Genomic DNA, 14,609 nt, shown 5'->3' with positions numbered 1-14,609 from the left:
TTCCATTTCCTATCTGATGAATCCAACATATTCTCTCTTCATTAATAATCCATTAATTTGACGAGATAGCTCCAAAACTACCCCAATAACAATCAAAAGGCTTGTTCCACCTAAACCAATTGAACTAGGTAAGTCCCAGAAATTAGTAGCAAGCTGTGGCAATAAGGCAACTAAACCTAAGAAAACTGATCCAACTGTTGATAATCTAATCAACAATTTTGAAACGTAACTTTGGGTATCCTTACCAGGCCAGACACTTGGTATATAAGCACCTTGTTTTTGCAAATTCTTAGCCAGCTTCTCAGGGTTAACCTGAACAAAAGCATAGAAGAAAGTAAACAAGATAATTAGTACAGTGTAAATGATTACACCTGGTGTCGTTTGCATACTAAAAATACTGGTCATTACTTTGTACCATTGCTGATCGCCTTGAGTTCTTTGAAAGAGCATTAGAATAGTTGCAGGTGTAATAATAAACGAACTTGCGAAAATTACTGGAATAACACCTGAAACATTGACCTTTAATGGCAAAAAACTTTCTGAACCACTGACAGTAGCCCTTTTTGTATATTGAATTGGAATACGACGATCTGCCTGTTCAACCCATGTAACCAATTGCGTTACGATGAGAATTGCAATGATAATCGCGATGAAGAACAAAATTCCTTGCCAACGATCACTCGCGTTATTATTTATAACGTCCTCTTTGAAAATTTGCCAAAGACCACCTGGTAATCGTGCAATAATTCCACCAAAGATTATAACAGAAACACCATTACCTAGACCTTTGTCAGTGATTTCATCACCAAGCCAAGTAAGTAGCATAGTGCCGGCAGTCATAATTATGGCAATTTCTACATAAGTCTGCCACGTTTGCGTTTTTACTAATCCCATTTGTGTTAACGAATTGAAACCAAGAGTGATCCCAATACTCTGAACAAATGCAACTACAAGTGCAAGCCAACGAGTGACCTGATTTGTTTTACGCCGACCTACTTCTCCTTGCTTTCCCCATTCAACTAAAACAGGAACAATATCCATTTGCAACAGCTGAATAACAATTTGTGCTGTTATATAGGGAGAAACTCCGAGAGAAAAAATTGAATAATTATCTAGTCCACCACCTGAAACAGTATCCAACATTGGTACTAATCCAGTCTGAGCAACTTGAGTGATCGCTTTTGCATTAACACCGGGAACAGCGATATTGGCACCGATGCGATATAGCAAAAGGATAAAGAGTGTAAAATAAATTTTATTTCTAATTTCTTTATCCTTAAAGGCGTTCTTCAAGGTCGAAAACATTAGATCACCTCAACAGATCCACCAGCTGCTTCAATAGCTTTTTTGGCAGCAGCGGAAACTTTATTAACCTTTACATTTAACTTAACTTTTAACTCGCCTTTAGCAAGTACTTTAACACCTGATAACTCTTTCTTTACCAAGCCTTTTTCTTTTAGATCAGTAATAGTTACATCACTGTTATCTTCAAACTTGTTTAAGTCATCTAAATTAACAATTGCATATTCTTTACGGTTGACATTCTTAAAACCACGCTTAGGCATAGTTCTAAACAATGGCATTTGGCCACCTTCAAAACCTAAACGAGTATGTCCGCCTTGACGGGCCAATTGACCCTTTTGTCCACGACCAGAAGTCTTACCATAACCACTTGAAGTACCACGTCCAACACGTTTTCTAGTATTGCGTGAACCCTCTGCAGCATGTAATTCATGAAGCTTCATTAATTCGGCACCTCCTCAATAAATTATTTATTAATTTCTTCAACAGAAATTAAGTGAGCAATCTTCATCAGTGCCCCACGTGTAGCAGCATTGTCTGGTAGAACAGCTGAGCTGTTAACTCTACCTAAGCCAAGAGCCTTAACAATTTTCTTTTGGTTAGGTAGACGGTGCGCAGCACTTCTAATTAAAGTAACTTTTAATTCAGTCATTTATTGTCTCCCTAATCTAAATCTGCGTGGCGAAGCTTTTCAACTTCTTCACTCGTTCTAAGTTTTTTCAAACCATCAATTGTTGCACGTACAACATTAATTGGTGTATTGGAACCAAGTGACTTAGAAGTAACGTCAGCAATACCTGCCATATCCATTACGATACGAACAGCACCACCAGCTGCAATACCTGAACCAGCTGGTGCAGGCTTAAACAAAATACTACCTGAACCATAGTGACCAATTACTTCGTGAGGAATGGTAGTACCAACCGTAGGAACATTAATCATGTTCTTTTTACCAGCTTCAACAGCCTTACGGATTGCTTCTGGAACTTCTTGAGCTTTACCAGTACCAAAGCCTACACGACCTTTTTTGTCGCCAACAACTACCAAGGCAGCAAATCTCATTCGCTGACCACCCTTGACAACCTTAGTGACACGATTAATTGATACTAACTGATCTTCGATGTCGTCTTTATTTCTGCGATTATTACGAGAATCGTTGCGGTTTGCCATGTATTATTCTCCTTCCTAGAAATCTAATCCGTTTTCGCGAGCAGCATCTGCCAAGGCTGAAATACGGCCATGGTATAAATAACCACTTCTATCAAAAACAATATTTGTAATGTTCTTAGCTTTTGCTGCTTCAGCGATTGCTTTACCAACAGCTTCTGCTTGTTCTACTTTAGTGGAATCCTTAGCAATAGAATCGTCTAAAGTTGAGGCACTTGCTAGCGTTACACCCGCTACGTCATCAATTAATTGAGCGTAGATGTTTTTGTTTGAACGAAAAACGCTTAAGCGTGGGCGCTCAGCAGTACCAGAAATCTTGCCACGAATACGTTTGTGACGCTTTAAGCGTAACTTGTTTTTATCTGGTTTTGAAATCACAATTTCACCTCAAAAAAATTAATTATTATTTACCTGTTTTACCTTCCTTACGACGTACGTATTCGTCAACATAACGAATACCTTTACCCTTATAAGGCTCAGGTGGACGTACACCGCGGATTTCAGCAGCAAATTGACCTACACCTTGTTTAGAAATTCCTTCTACTTCAATTTCAGTTGCTGAAGTAGCTTTAACGGAAATTCCCTTAGGTGCAGTCATTTCAACTGGTTGTGAATATCCAACGTTTAAAGTTAACTTGTCACCTTGAGTAGTAGCACGGTAACCAACACCAATCAACTTTAAAGTCTTCTTATAGCCATTAACTACGCCTTCAACCATTGAAGCTAAATTAGCTCTCTCAGTGCCATGAAGTGCTTTATCATTTTCATTTGAACGAGAAAAGTTGATTTTGCCATCAGCTTGATTGAAAGTAATCTTTGGGTCAAAGTATCTAGTTAATTCACCCTTTGGGCCCTTAACAGTTATATTGTCGCCTTCTTTGGTAACAGTGACACTTTCAGGGACCTCAATTGTTTTTAAACCTATACGGCTCATTGCATGTTCTCCTTTCTGTCAGAATTACCAAACGTACGCAAGAACTTCGCCACCGACGTTTTTCTGTCTTGCTTCCTTATCGGTAACTACACCGGCAGAAGTAGAAACGACGGCAATACCTAAACCATTAAGAACTTTAGGTAAGTCTTCAGCACTTACATAATTTCTAAGACCTGGCTTAGAAATACGTTTTAAACCTGAAATGACACGTTCTCCGTTTGGACCATATTTCAAGAAAACCTTGATAATGCCTTGTTTGTTATCATCAGCAACTTCGTAATCACGGATAAAACCTTCGCGTTTCAAAATTTCCGAAATAGATTTTTTAATATTTGATGCAGGAATTTCAACTGAATCATGCTTTGCCATGTTGGCATTTCTAATTCTAGTCAAATAATCTGCGATCGGATCTGTCATGACCATTATGCTATCCTCCTAACCGTATTACCAACTAGCCTTTTTAAGACCTGGGATTTGACCTTTGTGAGCTAAATCTTTCAAGCAAATACGGCATAAGCCAAACTTACGGTATACTGAGTGTGGACGACCACATTGCTCACAGCGAGTATATTCGCGTGATGAAAATTTAGCAGGACGATGATTTCTGATTTTTTGTGATGTTTTAGCCATTAATGTCCTCCATTATTTTGCAAACGGCATACCAAATTGACTTAAAAGCTCACGTGCTTCTTCGTCTGTATTGGCAGTAGTAACGATAACAACATCTAAACCTCTAGTACGGTTTACCTTATCAAAGTCAATTTCGGGAAAAATCAATTGCTCTTTAATACCTAAAGTGTAGTTGCCACGACCGTCAAATGACCGACTTGAAACACCGCGAAAGTCACGAACACGTGGAAGAGATACGTTGATTAACTTATATAAGAAATCATACATTCTATTCCCTCTAAGAGTAACCTTAGCACCAATAGACATACCTTCACGCAAACGGAAGTTAGCAATGGATTTCTTAGCCTTTGTAACCAATGGCTTTTGACCAGAAATCAAAGTTAATTCTTCAACAGCTTCATCTAAATTTTTAGCATTAGAAACTGCATCACCAACACCCATGTTCAAGACTACTTTTTCGATCTTTGGTACCTGCATAACAGAGTCATAACTAAATTTTTCCTGCATTGCTGGAACCATTTTTTCTTTATATTCTTGAGCTAAATAATTTGCCATTTGTATCCTCCTCTCTATTCCTTATCTTCTTTTTTGTTTTCAGCTTTTGCAATAACTTTAACATTGGATGCGTGAATTGAACCTTCTGATTCAACCACACCACCGTTAGAATTATTTTGTGAAGGCTTTTCATGTTTTTTAACAGTATTTACGCCTTTTACAACCACACGGTTTTTCTTGACATTAACTGAAAGAACAGTACCTTCTTTACCTTTATCTTTTCCGGCAATAACTTTTACTTTGTCACCAGTTTTAACAAACATCAGTGCACCTCACTTAATTATAAGACTTCAGGAGCAAGAGAGACGATCTTCATAAAATCGTGCTCACGTAACTCACGTGCAACAGGCCCAAAGATACGAGTACCACGTGGGCTCTTATCTGCATTAATAACTACGCCAGCATTCTCATCAAACTTGATATATGAGCCATCTTCGCGACGAGCGCCTGATTTTGTTCTAACAATGACAGCTTTAACAACGTCACCTTTTTTGACAACGCCACCTGGTGTTGCTTGTTTAACAGTTGCTACTACGACATCACCGATGTTACCGGTCTTACGCTTTGATCCACCTAAGACTCTAATAACTAATAGTTCTCTAGCACCAGAGTTATCAGCAACTCTCAAACGGGATTCATTTTGAATCACTGTTTAATCCTCCCCTCATAAAATCCGCAAAATTAAACAGATTTTTTAACAATTTCTACTAAACGGAAGCGCTTTGTACGAGACAATGGACGAGTTTCCATGATACGAACAGTATCGCCAACTTTAGCTTCATTATTTTCATCTTGTGCATAATATTTCTTAGAATATCTAATGCGCTTCTTATAAACAGGGTGGTTCTTATAAGTGTCAACAACAACAGTAATTGTCTTGTCGTTCTTATCAGAAATTACACGACCTTGATATACATGACGATGATTTCTTTCGATTGATTCGCTCAAGTTAATAACTCCCTTCCACTAATCTTTTTTCAGTGCATCTTCACTGAGAATTGTTTTAATTCTAGCAATGTTTTTACGGACTTTACTTAGGCGAGCGGTATTTTCTAATTGACCCGTTGCTTGTTGAAAACGCAAATTAAAAAGTTCTTCTTTATATTGCTTTTCCTTATCCAACATTTGCTCAGTGGTTAGCGCTCTGATATCCTTAGTCTTCATTAGAATTGCCACCTACTTCCGAACTTTTAGCTACAAACTTACATTTGATTGGTAATTTAGTTGAAGCAAGTCTTAAAGCCTCACGAGCAGTTGCTTCATCAACACCACCAATTTCAAACATAATCTTTTCTCTTTTTACTACAGCTACCCAGCCAGCAGGTGCACCTTTACCAGAACCCATACGTACACCAACACCTTTAGCAGTGTATGACTTTTGAGGGAAAATTCTGATCCAAACTTTACCACCACGCTTCATGTAACGAGTCATCGCTACACGAGCAGCTTCAATTTGTTGAGTAGTAATCCAGTGCGATTCGAGGGCTTGCAAGCCATATTCGCCAAAAGCGATTGTCTTGCCACCTTTAGCAGCACCACGCATCTTACCACGGAATTCACGACGGTGTTTTACTCGTTTTGGTACTAAAGGCATTATTTGTTTCCTCCCTTCGCAGCTTTAGCGGGTTGCTTGCTCTTAGTAGGCAAGACTTCGCCACGGTTGACCCAAACTTGGACACCAATTTCACCATATGTAGTGTAAGCATTTACCCAAGCATAATCAATATCAGCTCTCAAAGTTTGCAATGGAACACGACCTTCTGTGTGCCATTCTCTTCTTGCCATATCAGCACCATTTAGACGACCAGAGGTTTGCACTCTAATTCCTTTGGCACCTGCACGCATAGTTCTTTGAGTAGCTTGACGCATTGCACGTCTAAAAGCAATACGTGCTTCTAGTTGACTAGCAATACTATCAGCTACAAGCTTGGCATCAAGATCTGGTTTCTTAATTTCAACAATATTGACGTGAACTTGTTTCTTAGTTAAAGCATTTAATTCTTTTCTTAATGTTTCAACCTCAGAACCGCCCTTACCAATAACCATTCCTGGTTTTGAAGTATTGATTGAGACATTGATTCTGTTTGCTGCACGTTCAATTTCAACAGTAGAAACAGAGGCGGATTTTAACTTTTTAGAAATAAATTTTCTAATGCGTAAATCTTCATTTAAAGTTTCCTTATAACCTCTGTCAGCATACCATTTAGATTCCCAATCGCGAATAACGCCGAGACGGAACCCATTTGGGTTAATCTTTTGACCCATTAATATACCTCCCTTAATCGTTCTTTTCTGAAACTACAACAACTATATGGCTAGTTCTCTTATTGATTGGAGAAGCCATACCTTTGGCACGTGGCCGAAATCTCTTTAAAGTTGCACCTTCGTTAACATATGCTTCAGATACGTATAAATTTGCACTCTCAAGATCGTAGTTGTGTTCTGCGTTAGCAATAGCTGAACGTAAAACTTTTTCAACGATTGGGGAAGCAGCTCTAGGCGTGAATTGCAAAATTGCTAACGCTTCAGCAACGTCTTTACCACGAATTAAGTCGATAACTAAACGAGCTTTTCTTGCAGTAATCCGAACAGTTCTTGCTTCAGCCTTAGCTGAACTAATTTGTTCTGCCATTTAAGTGTTTCTCCTTCCTTTAAGCTTTTGCAGTGGCTTTATCGTCAGATGTCTTGTGTCCACGGAATGTTCTCGTTGGGACAAATTCACCTAATTTATGACCAACCATGTCTTCAGTAATATAAACTGGAACATGCTTTCTACCATCGTAAACAGCTATAGTCAAACCAACAAAGGAAGGGAAAATAGTTGAACGACGTGACCAAGTTTTAATAACTTGCTTCTTATCCGCATCAGCTTGTGCATTGACCTTTTTTAACAATGACTCATCAGCAAAAGGCCCTTTTTTAATACTACGGCTCATTAATTAACCCTCCTTTTATTATTTGCTACCCTTACGGTGACGAATAATTAACTTCTCGCTGGCTTTCTTAGAATTTCTAGTCTTAACGCCACGACTCTTCTTACCCCAAGGAGTCATAGGTTGTGGACGTCCAACTGGAGCTTTACCTTCACCACCACCATGTGGGTGATCGTTAGGGTTCATTACAGAACCTCTAGATTGAGGACGTCTACCCAACCAACGACTACGACCAGCTTTACCAAGTTGAATTAATGAATGTTGCTCATTACCAACAACACCAATAGTTGCACGACAAGCAGATAAAATCTTACGAACTTCACCACTTTGTAGTCTAACTAAGGTATAGTTGCCATCAACACCTAATACTTGAGCACTAGTACCAGCACTTCTAACTAATTGACCACCTTTTTCAGGTTTCAATTCAATATTGTGAATTGAAGTACCAGTAGGAATATTCTTAAGTGGTAAAGCATTACCTGGCTTGATGTCTGCATCAGCACCAGATTCAACAACATCACCGACTTTTAAGCCTTTAGGTGCTAAAATATAAGTTTTCACACCGTCAGTGTAGTGAAGAAGAGCAATATTAGCAGTTCTATTTGGATCGTATTCGATTGTCTTAACAACTGCTTTAGTATTGTCCTTATTACGCTTAAAATCGATAATACGGTACTTTTGCTTATGTCCACCACCACGATGTCTACTAGTAATATGACCATATGAATTACGACCTGCTGTATGTGATTGTGATTCTAACAGAGTCCGTTCTGGCTTGCTAGTAGTAATCTCAGCAAAGTCGGAAGAAGTCATATTACGGCGACCATTTGTGGTTGGCTTATAAATTTTAATAGCCAATTGACTGACCTCCTATTACTTGTTTTCTTTATTCTCTTCGTCTTTGAAAATCTTAATGTCATTTGAATCGTCAGTTAAAGTTACGATTGCTTTACGACTGCGAGCGGTCTTACCAGTGTAACGACCAACACGTTTGTCGCTTCCGCGAACATTCATGATATTAACTTTTTTGACTTTAACATCAAAGATTTCTTCAACAGCATTGCGAACTTGTGTTTTGGTTGCGGTCAAAAGCACGTTGAAAGTGTACTTCTTATCATCCATTAAGTTCGTTGACTTTTCAGTAATGACAGGTCTTAAAATGATATCATGTGCACTCATTTTTCTGAAGCCCCCTCAACATTCTTTTCTAGCTTTTCCACAGCGTCTTTAGTCAAAATCATCTTGTCACAATTAACAACATCTTCAACATTTACGCCATTAATAGTAACTACTTTAACCTTAGGTAAATTTTTAGCCGAAAGTTGTACGTTTCTATCTTCTGAAACAATTAAAACCTTACCTTCAACTTTTAAACCATCTAAAGTTGACTTAAGCTCTTTAGTCTTTGGAGCAGCCATAGTCAATTGATCTAAAACAACTAAGTCATTGTCAAGTAATTTTTGAGAAAGAACTGACTTGATAGCCAACCGGCGTTGCTTTCTTGGCATTGAGTATGAATATGAGCGAGGAGTTGGGCCAAATACTACACCACCACCACGCCATTGTGGTGATCTGATGGAACCTTGACGAGCACGTCCAGTACCCTTTTGCTTCCATGGCTTTTTACCACCACCGCGAACTGCAGATCTATTCTTAACTTTAGAAGTACCTTGACGCTTACCAGCTCTTTGTCTGATAATTGCATCAAACACAACACTTTCGTTTGGTTTAATCCCAAATACTTGATCATTTAAAGTAACTTCACCAGCATCTTTGCCTGTTTGATCGATAACTTTTAAATTAGCCATTCTTGTCCTCCTTTCTACTTATTAATCTTAACAGCAGATTTAACAGTAATTAATGAGTTCTTAGCACCAGGAACATTGCCTTTAATCAGCAAAACATTCTTATCTGCTACAACTTTTTCAATTACTAAGTTTTCAATGGTAACTTTCTTAGTACCCATGTGACCTGGTAATCTCTTACCCTTTGGTACACGATTAATGATTGAACCCATTGAACCAGGAATTCTGTGATATCTTGATCCGTGAGTTTCTGGTCCACGTGATTGGTTCCAACGCTTAATGTTACCCTGGTATCCATGACCTCTTGTAATTCCGGTAACGTCAACAACGTCGCCATCCTTAAATGTGTCCACAGTTATTTCTGAGCCGACTTCGTAGTCCTTAAGCTCAACTCCGCGGATTTCACGTATGAAGCGCTTAGGCGAAGTCTTTGCTTTAGAAGCATGACCTTTTTCTGGTTTGTTGCTCAAAACTTCACGCTTATCTTGGTAACCCAATTGCACTGCTTCATAGCCGTCTGATTCAACAGTCTTAACTTGCATAACAACGTTAGGTGTTGCTTCGACAACAGTTACAGGGACAAGGATACCATCTTTAGTGAAAATTTGAGTCATACCGACTTTTTTTCCTAAGATTCCTTTGGTCATGATTACACCTCTTTCTCTTTAAAAATTATAATTTGATTTCGATGTCTACACCACTTGGTAGATCGAGCTTCATTAAAGAATCAACAGTCTTAGGTGTTGGATTTAAAATGTCGATTAACCGCTTATGCGTGCGCATTTCAAATTGTTCACGTGAATCCTTGTTCTTATGTGGTGAACGAAGAACAGTAAACAAAACTCTTTCAGTTGGAAGTGGAACTGGACCTGAAATTTCAGCACCAGTTCTCTTCGCAGTAGCTACAATCTTAGCAGCTGATTCATCGAGAATACCATGTTCGTAAGACTTAAGTCTTATCCGAATAGATTGACTTGCCATTGAATTACCTCCTTATACGTCTTCTTTAAAAGATGACTAGCCTCCGCAAAAATTACCGGCTACGCCTCCTGTGGCAATGCAGCCTGGTGTGCCGCAACCTTTTGCATCAACGCTTTACTACATTTCGCGGCTTAAGACAGAATATGCCCTAAACACACAAAGACTAGTATACCTGCTTTTAGTTGAAATATCAAGGCTTACAGGCTTTTAATTATATTTTTTAGATCATTTTCTAACAAAATTACTGATTAAAATAAATTGTATTTTCACCATATAAATATTTTATAAAAACTAAAAATATCTACTTATAAAAAAAGAGATACTGGCTCTACCAGTATCTCGATTATTTAAAATTATTATCGTAAGTTATTCGGACTTTCCACCACGTTGCTTAATAATATCTTCTTGAATTGACTTAGGAGTTGGTGAATAGTGATCAAATACCATTGTAAATGTCCCACGACCTTGAGTTGACGAACGCAAAGTAGTTGCATAACCAAACATTTCAGCAAGTGGCACCATTGAATTCAATACTTTAGCACCTGAACGATCTTGCATGTTATCCATCGTACCACGACGTGCAGTAATCGAGCCCATTACATCACCAAGATATTCTTCAGGAGTAATTACTTGTACCTTCATGATTGGTTCCAAGATAACAGCACCAGCCTTAGGTGCAGCATTTCTTAATGCATATGAAGCAGCAACCTTAAAGGCAGTTTCGCTTGAATCGACTTCGTGATAACTACCATCATAAAGTTTAGCCTTAACATCAATCAGTGGATATCCAGCTAAAATACCATTCTGCATTGATTCTTGCAGTCCAGCATCAACTGAAGGAATAAATTCACGAGGAACTACACCACCAACAATGGCATCTTCGAATTCGTAGCCTTTACCGCGATCATTTGGAGTAAATTCAACCCAAACATCACCATATTGACCCTTACCACCGGATTGACGAACAAACTTACCTTGAGCCTTGGCACTCTTAGTGAATGTCTCACGATAAGCAACTTGTGGCTCACCAATCTTAGCTTCGACATGGAATTCACGTTTCATACGTTCAACCATGATCTGTAAGTGTAATTCACCCATCCCAGAAATCAAAGTTTGCCCAGTTTCAGCGTTAGTTTCGGCTCTAAAAGTAGGATCCTCTTCAGTCAGTTTTTGCAAAGCAACATCAAGTTTATCACGGTCAGCCTTTGATTCAGGCTCAATTGAAACTTGAATAACTGGATCTGGAACTTCCAAACTTTCCAAAATTAATGGATGATCTGGATCAGTCAATGAATCACCAGTAGTAGTGTTTTTCAAGCCGATTGCACCGGCAATATCACCTGAAAAGACTTCTGAAATTTCACTTCTTGAGTTAGCATGCATCTGAAGCAAACGACCAACACGTTCACGACTATTCTTAGAAGCATTCAACACGTATGAACCCGATTCAAGTGAACCAGTATAAACACGAATATAAGTTAAACGACCAACAAATGGGTCAGTAGCAATCTTAAAGGCTAAAGCTGAGAATGGCTTGTCATCTCCTGCAACTAATTCAACTTCTTCGTCAGTCTTAGGATCATGAGCAACATAAGGCTTAACATCTAATGGTGATGGTAAGTAATCAACCACACCGTCAAGCATCATTTGTACACCCTTGTTCTTAAATGCCGAACCAGCAAAAACTGGGAAAGCCTTTAAGTCCAAGGTAGCCTTACGAATAGCAGCTTTTAATTCATCGATAGAAATTTCATCACCATTAAGGTACTTTTCCATGATGCCATCATCAACGTCAGCTACTTGCTCAATTAATTCATTACGACGCTTTTCAGCTTCTTCTTTGTATTCATCAGGTACTGCAACAGTTTCCCAACTTGAACCAAGCTTATCTTCGTCGTAAATATCAGCTTCCATATCAATTAAATTGATAACACCTTCAAAAGTATCAGCAGAACCAATTGGCATTTGTACTGCTATAGCGTTAGCATTTAACCGTTCATGTAAAGAAGTAACTGATTTATCAAAATCTGCACCAATTTTATCCATCTTGTTGATGAATACGATTCTTGGAACACCATAAGTTTCAGCTTGACGCCAAACATTTTCAGTTTGTGGTTCAACCCCAGCTTGTGCATCAAGCACAGTTACAGCACCATCAAGCACACGTAATGAACGCTCAACTTCGATAGTGAAGTCAACGTGTCCTGGTGTATCAATAATGTTAATTCTGTAGTCTTTCCATTGAGCTGTAGTAGCAGCTGATGTAATGGTAATCCCACGTTCTTTTTCTTCATCCATCCAGTCCATTTGGCTGTCACCCTCGTGGGTTTCACCAATTTTATGGATTTTACCAGTGTAGTAAAGGATACGTTCAGTAGTGGTAGTCTTACCCGCATCGATGTGGGCCATGATACCAATATTACGCGTCTTTTCTAATGGAAATTCACGCTTATTAGCCATAAATTCTTATCTCCTTAAAAAATTAATCAAATTAGAAGCGGTAGTGAGCAAATGCCCGGTTAGCTTCAGCCATCCGGTGAACATCTTCACGCTTCTTGACTGCTGAACCAGTGTTATTTGAAGCGTCGATAATTTCATTAGCTAAGCGTTCATCCATTGTGTGTTCATTACGTAAACGTGCGTATGAAACAAGCCATCTTAAACCTAAAGTAGTTCTTCTTTCTGGACGTACTTCAACTGGAATTTGATAGTTAGAACCACCGATCCGGCGTGCTTTAACTTCCAAAACAGGCATCACATTGTTCATTGCTTCTTCAAAAACATCAAGTGGCTCTTTATCGGTCTTGTCCTTGATAATATCAAAAGCATCATAAAGAATAGAGGAAGCCTTAGCTCTCTTACCATCAACCATCAAATGGTTGATTAACTTGGTAACAAGTTTTGAATTATATACTGGATCTGCTAAAACGTCTCTTTTAGTTACATGTCCTTTTCTAGGCATTATTTAACTCCTCCTTAATCTTTCTTGGCACCGTACTTGGAACGACCTTGTTTTCTGCCGTCAACACCAGCAGTATCAAGCGCACCACGAACAATATGATAACGAACACCAGGAAGGTCCTTTACACGTCCACCACGGATTAAAACAACGGAGTGCTCTTGCAAATTGTGGCCTTCACCAGGAATATATGCAGTAACTTCGATTAAGTTTGACAAACGAACACGGGCATACTTACGTAATGCTGAGTTTGGCTTCTTTGGTGTCATAGTACCAACACGAGTTGCAACACCACGCATTTGTGGTGCTGGGTTGAATACTAATTCCTTCTTCATACTGTTGTAGCCGTAACTTAGGGCTGGTGATTTTGATTTAGTCGTCTTAGTGTGACGGCCTTTTCTTACCAATTGATTAATGGTTGGCATTAAATGTTTCCTCCTAAAAAAATAATTGTTGTGTTCACACATCCAGGAGTTTCTTTTTTAGATCCTGAATAATCATTAAAAACATACAAATCTATTGTACTCGTTTTTAGAGATAAATCAATTGCTATTATTTATTTTAAAAAATAAACTGCAATATTTTTCATACTTATGTTTGAATTAAAAAACTAAGGAGCTTATTATGGAATGGTTTTATTCAATTACTAACTTTTTAATCGGAGCTTGTGTTGCCTCACACGCTGCCCTTATCTGCGATCGGTTTGATCAAGCAAATTTTTGGTCTCCACACTCTTACTGTCAAATTTGTTATACCGAACTAGGCTTGCTGGATGAAATACCACTAATTTCTTATCTTTTTTTGCACGGTAAGTGCAGCTATTGCCACAATCCTATTCCAGTGAAATTACCAATAATTGAAGCATTCGGTGGTTTCTCCTTTATAAGCCTGGATTTGAGTCAATCCAATGATCTCTTAACCTGTATTATTCTTTTTTCGATTTTATTAGCCGCGATTTGCGATTTCGAAGTGCAAGAGTTTCATCTAGTGATGATTTTGCCAGCAATTTTTTTAGCTTTCATTAGACTTACTAGCTTGTCTCACTATCAATTGCTTGATTACCTAGAATTTTTGCCAATTTCACTACTATTGATAACGTTCGTTTGGCAACACAAACTTGGTAGCGGCGACTTAATTATTTATCTAGTTCTAGTATTTTTCTTTAGTCCTCATTTCGCTAATCTAGTTTTTTTAACTGGATCAGTTTGTTTAATTTTGTACTTTTGTTTCCAACGTAAAAAATATTCAACACAAAAAGCAGTTGCCTTTATCCCATATTTATTCTTAGGATTAATATTGCAACTGCCTTTCAACTAAAAAGTGTTCTACTAAAAATCATAGTA

At 38.3% G+C, this 14,609-nt stretch carries 26 protein-coding genes; 1 reads left to right on the top strand and 25 read right to left on the bottom strand.

The window, feature by feature from the left end; all coding sequences use genetic code 11:
* Window positions 1–9 precede the first annotated feature (9 nt).
* The 25 genes from secY to rpsL form a co-directional block, all read right to left on the bottom strand.
* Window positions 10–1,305, bottom strand: coding sequence for a preprotein translocase subunit SecY (secY, locus tag OZX56_RS02305; RefSeq protein ID WP_277140027.1), 1,296 nt, complete (start codon window positions 1,303–1,305; stop codon window positions 10–12).
* On the bottom strand, window positions 1,305–1,745 hold the full coding sequence (gene rplO, locus OZX56_RS02300; RefSeq protein ID WP_277126857.1) for a 50S ribosomal protein L15: 441 nt from the start codon (window positions 1,743–1,745) through the stop codon (window positions 1,305–1,307). The genes secY and rplO overlap by 1 nt, the downstream gene beginning before the upstream one ends.
* 23 nt (window positions 1,746–1,768) lie before the next feature.
* Window positions 1,769–1,954, bottom strand: a complete 186-nt coding sequence (gene rpmD, locus OZX56_RS02295; RefSeq protein ID WP_277126858.1) for a 50S ribosomal protein L30 — start codon at window positions 1,952–1,954, stop codon at window positions 1,769–1,771.
* Between the two features lie 11 nt (window positions 1,955–1,965).
* On the bottom strand, window positions 1,966–2,472 hold the full coding sequence (rpsE, locus tag OZX56_RS02290) for a 30S ribosomal protein S5 (protein ID WP_277126859.1): 507 nt from the start codon (window positions 2,470–2,472) through the stop codon (window positions 1,966–1,968).
* A gap of 15 nt (window positions 2,473–2,487) precedes the next feature.
* Entirely contained in the window at window positions 2,488–2,847 is a 360-nt protein-coding gene (gene rplR / locus OZX56_RS02285) for a 50S ribosomal protein L18 (RefSeq protein WP_277126860.1), read from the bottom strand.
* Between the two features lie 25 nt (window positions 2,848–2,872).
* A complete protein-coding gene (gene rplF, locus OZX56_RS02280) occupies window positions 2,873–3,403 on the bottom strand; it encodes a 50S ribosomal protein L6 (RefSeq protein ID WP_277140026.1) in 531 nt (176 codons plus the stop codon).
* A 24-nt stretch (window positions 3,404–3,427) separates the two neighbouring features.
* On the bottom strand, window positions 3,428–3,826 hold the full coding sequence (gene rpsH / locus OZX56_RS02275) for a 30S ribosomal protein S8 (protein WP_277126862.1): 399 nt from the start codon (window positions 3,824–3,826) through the stop codon (window positions 3,428–3,430).
* Window positions 3,827–3,847: 21 nt separating this feature from the next.
* A complete protein-coding gene (locus OZX56_RS02270; protein ID WP_277126863.1) occupies window positions 3,848–4,033 on the bottom strand; it encodes a type Z 30S ribosomal protein S14 in 186 nt (61 codons plus the stop codon).
* A 12-nt stretch (window positions 4,034–4,045) separates the two neighbouring features.
* Window positions 4,046–4,588 carry a 50S ribosomal protein L5 gene (gene rplE / locus OZX56_RS02265; protein WP_277126864.1) on the bottom strand — a complete coding sequence of 181 codons (543 nt, stop codon included), beginning with the start codon at window positions 4,586–4,588 and terminating at the stop codon, window positions 4,046–4,048.
* A gap of 14 nt (window positions 4,589–4,602) precedes the next feature.
* A complete protein-coding gene (rplX, locus tag OZX56_RS02260; protein ID WP_277126865.1) occupies window positions 4,603–4,851 on the bottom strand; it encodes a 50S ribosomal protein L24 in 249 nt (82 codons plus the stop codon).
* A gap of 17 nt (window positions 4,852–4,868) precedes the next feature.
* Complete coding sequence (rplN, locus tag OZX56_RS02255) at window positions 4,869–5,237, bottom strand: 50S ribosomal protein L14 (protein WP_277126866.1); 369 nt, start codon at window positions 5,235–5,237, stop codon at window positions 4,869–4,871.
* Window positions 5,238–5,269: 32 nt separating this feature from the next.
* A complete protein-coding gene (rpsQ, locus tag OZX56_RS02250) occupies window positions 5,270–5,536 on the bottom strand; it encodes a 30S ribosomal protein S17 (protein WP_277126867.1) in 267 nt (88 codons plus the stop codon).
* An 18-nt stretch (window positions 5,537–5,554) separates the two neighbouring features.
* Window positions 5,555–5,752, bottom strand: a complete 198-nt coding sequence (gene rpmC / locus OZX56_RS02245) for a 50S ribosomal protein L29 (protein ID WP_277126868.1) — start codon at window positions 5,750–5,752, stop codon at window positions 5,555–5,557.
* Entirely contained in the window at window positions 5,742–6,182 is a 441-nt protein-coding gene (gene rplP / locus OZX56_RS02240) for a 50S ribosomal protein L16 (protein WP_277126869.1), read from the bottom strand. Before rplP ends, rpmC begins: the two co-directional genes overlap by 11 nt.
* On the bottom strand, window positions 6,182–6,853 hold the full coding sequence (gene rpsC / locus OZX56_RS02235) for a 30S ribosomal protein S3 (RefSeq protein ID WP_277140025.1): 672 nt from the start codon (window positions 6,851–6,853) through the stop codon (window positions 6,182–6,184). Before rpsC ends, rplP begins: the two co-directional genes overlap by 1 nt.
* 13 nt (window positions 6,854–6,866) lie before the next feature.
* Window positions 6,867–7,220 carry a 50S ribosomal protein L22 gene (gene rplV / locus OZX56_RS02230; RefSeq protein WP_277126871.1) on the bottom strand — a complete coding sequence of 118 codons (354 nt, stop codon included), beginning with the start codon at window positions 7,218–7,220 and terminating at the stop codon, window positions 6,867–6,869.
* Window positions 7,221–7,239: 19 nt separating this feature from the next.
* Window positions 7,240–7,524, bottom strand: a complete 285-nt coding sequence (gene rpsS, locus OZX56_RS02225) for a 30S ribosomal protein S19 (protein WP_277126872.1) — start codon at window positions 7,522–7,524, stop codon at window positions 7,240–7,242.
* An 18-nt stretch (window positions 7,525–7,542) separates the two neighbouring features.
* Window positions 7,543–8,379: a 50S ribosomal protein L2 gene (gene rplB / locus OZX56_RS02220; RefSeq protein WP_277126873.1), complete on the bottom strand. Its 837-nt coding sequence runs from the start codon at window positions 8,377–8,379 to the stop codon at window positions 7,543–7,545.
* Between the two features lie 15 nt (window positions 8,380–8,394).
* On the bottom strand, window positions 8,395–8,700 hold the full coding sequence (rplW, locus tag OZX56_RS02215; protein WP_277126874.1) for a 50S ribosomal protein L23: 306 nt from the start codon (window positions 8,698–8,700) through the stop codon (window positions 8,395–8,397).
* Complete coding sequence (rplD, locus tag OZX56_RS02210; protein ID WP_277126875.1) at window positions 8,697–9,329, bottom strand: 50S ribosomal protein L4; 633 nt, start codon at window positions 9,327–9,329, stop codon at window positions 8,697–8,699. Before rplD ends, rplW begins: the two co-directional genes overlap by 4 nt.
* Window positions 9,330–9,343: 14 nt before the next feature.
* Entirely contained in the window at window positions 9,344–9,973 is a 630-nt protein-coding gene (gene rplC, locus OZX56_RS02205; RefSeq protein ID WP_277140024.1) for a 50S ribosomal protein L3, read from the bottom strand.
* 25 nt (window positions 9,974–9,998) lie between these two features.
* Window positions 9,999–10,307: a 30S ribosomal protein S10 gene (gene rpsJ / locus OZX56_RS02200; RefSeq protein ID WP_046327486.1), complete on the bottom strand. Its 309-nt coding sequence runs from the start codon at window positions 10,305–10,307 to the stop codon at window positions 9,999–10,001.
* A 366-nt stretch (window positions 10,308–10,673) separates the two neighbouring features.
* The gene (gene fusA / locus OZX56_RS02195; RefSeq protein WP_277126877.1) at window positions 10,674–12,767 is read right to left on the bottom strand and encodes an elongation factor G; all 2,094 of its coding nucleotides are present in this window, start codon (window positions 12,765–12,767) and stop codon (window positions 10,674–10,676) included.
* Between the two features lie 31 nt (window positions 12,768–12,798).
* A complete protein-coding gene (gene rpsG / locus OZX56_RS02190; RefSeq protein WP_277126878.1) occupies window positions 12,799–13,269 on the bottom strand; it encodes a 30S ribosomal protein S7 in 471 nt (156 codons plus the stop codon).
* 14 nt (window positions 13,270–13,283) lie between these two features.
* Window positions 13,284–13,691, bottom strand: coding sequence for a 30S ribosomal protein S12 (rpsL, locus tag OZX56_RS02185; RefSeq protein ID WP_277126879.1), 408 nt, complete (start codon window positions 13,689–13,691; stop codon window positions 13,284–13,286).
* 199 nt (window positions 13,692–13,890) lie between these two features.
* On the opposite strand from rpsL, the gene OZX56_RS02180 reads away from it, so the two are divergent.
* Window positions 13,891–14,583, top strand: coding sequence for an A24 family peptidase (locus tag OZX56_RS02180; protein WP_277140023.1), 693 nt, complete (start codon window positions 13,891–13,893; stop codon window positions 14,581–14,583).
* Window positions 14,584–14,609 lie beyond the last annotated feature (26 nt).

The sequence above is a fragment of the Lactobacillus sp. ESL0684 genome (assembly GCF_029392675.1).
Lineage (GTDB): Bacteria > Bacillota > Bacilli > Lactobacillales > Lactobacillaceae > Lactobacillus.
The sequence above is the reverse complement of the archived record's forward strand: the minus strand, read 5'-3'. Positions and strand labels throughout refer to the sequence as shown.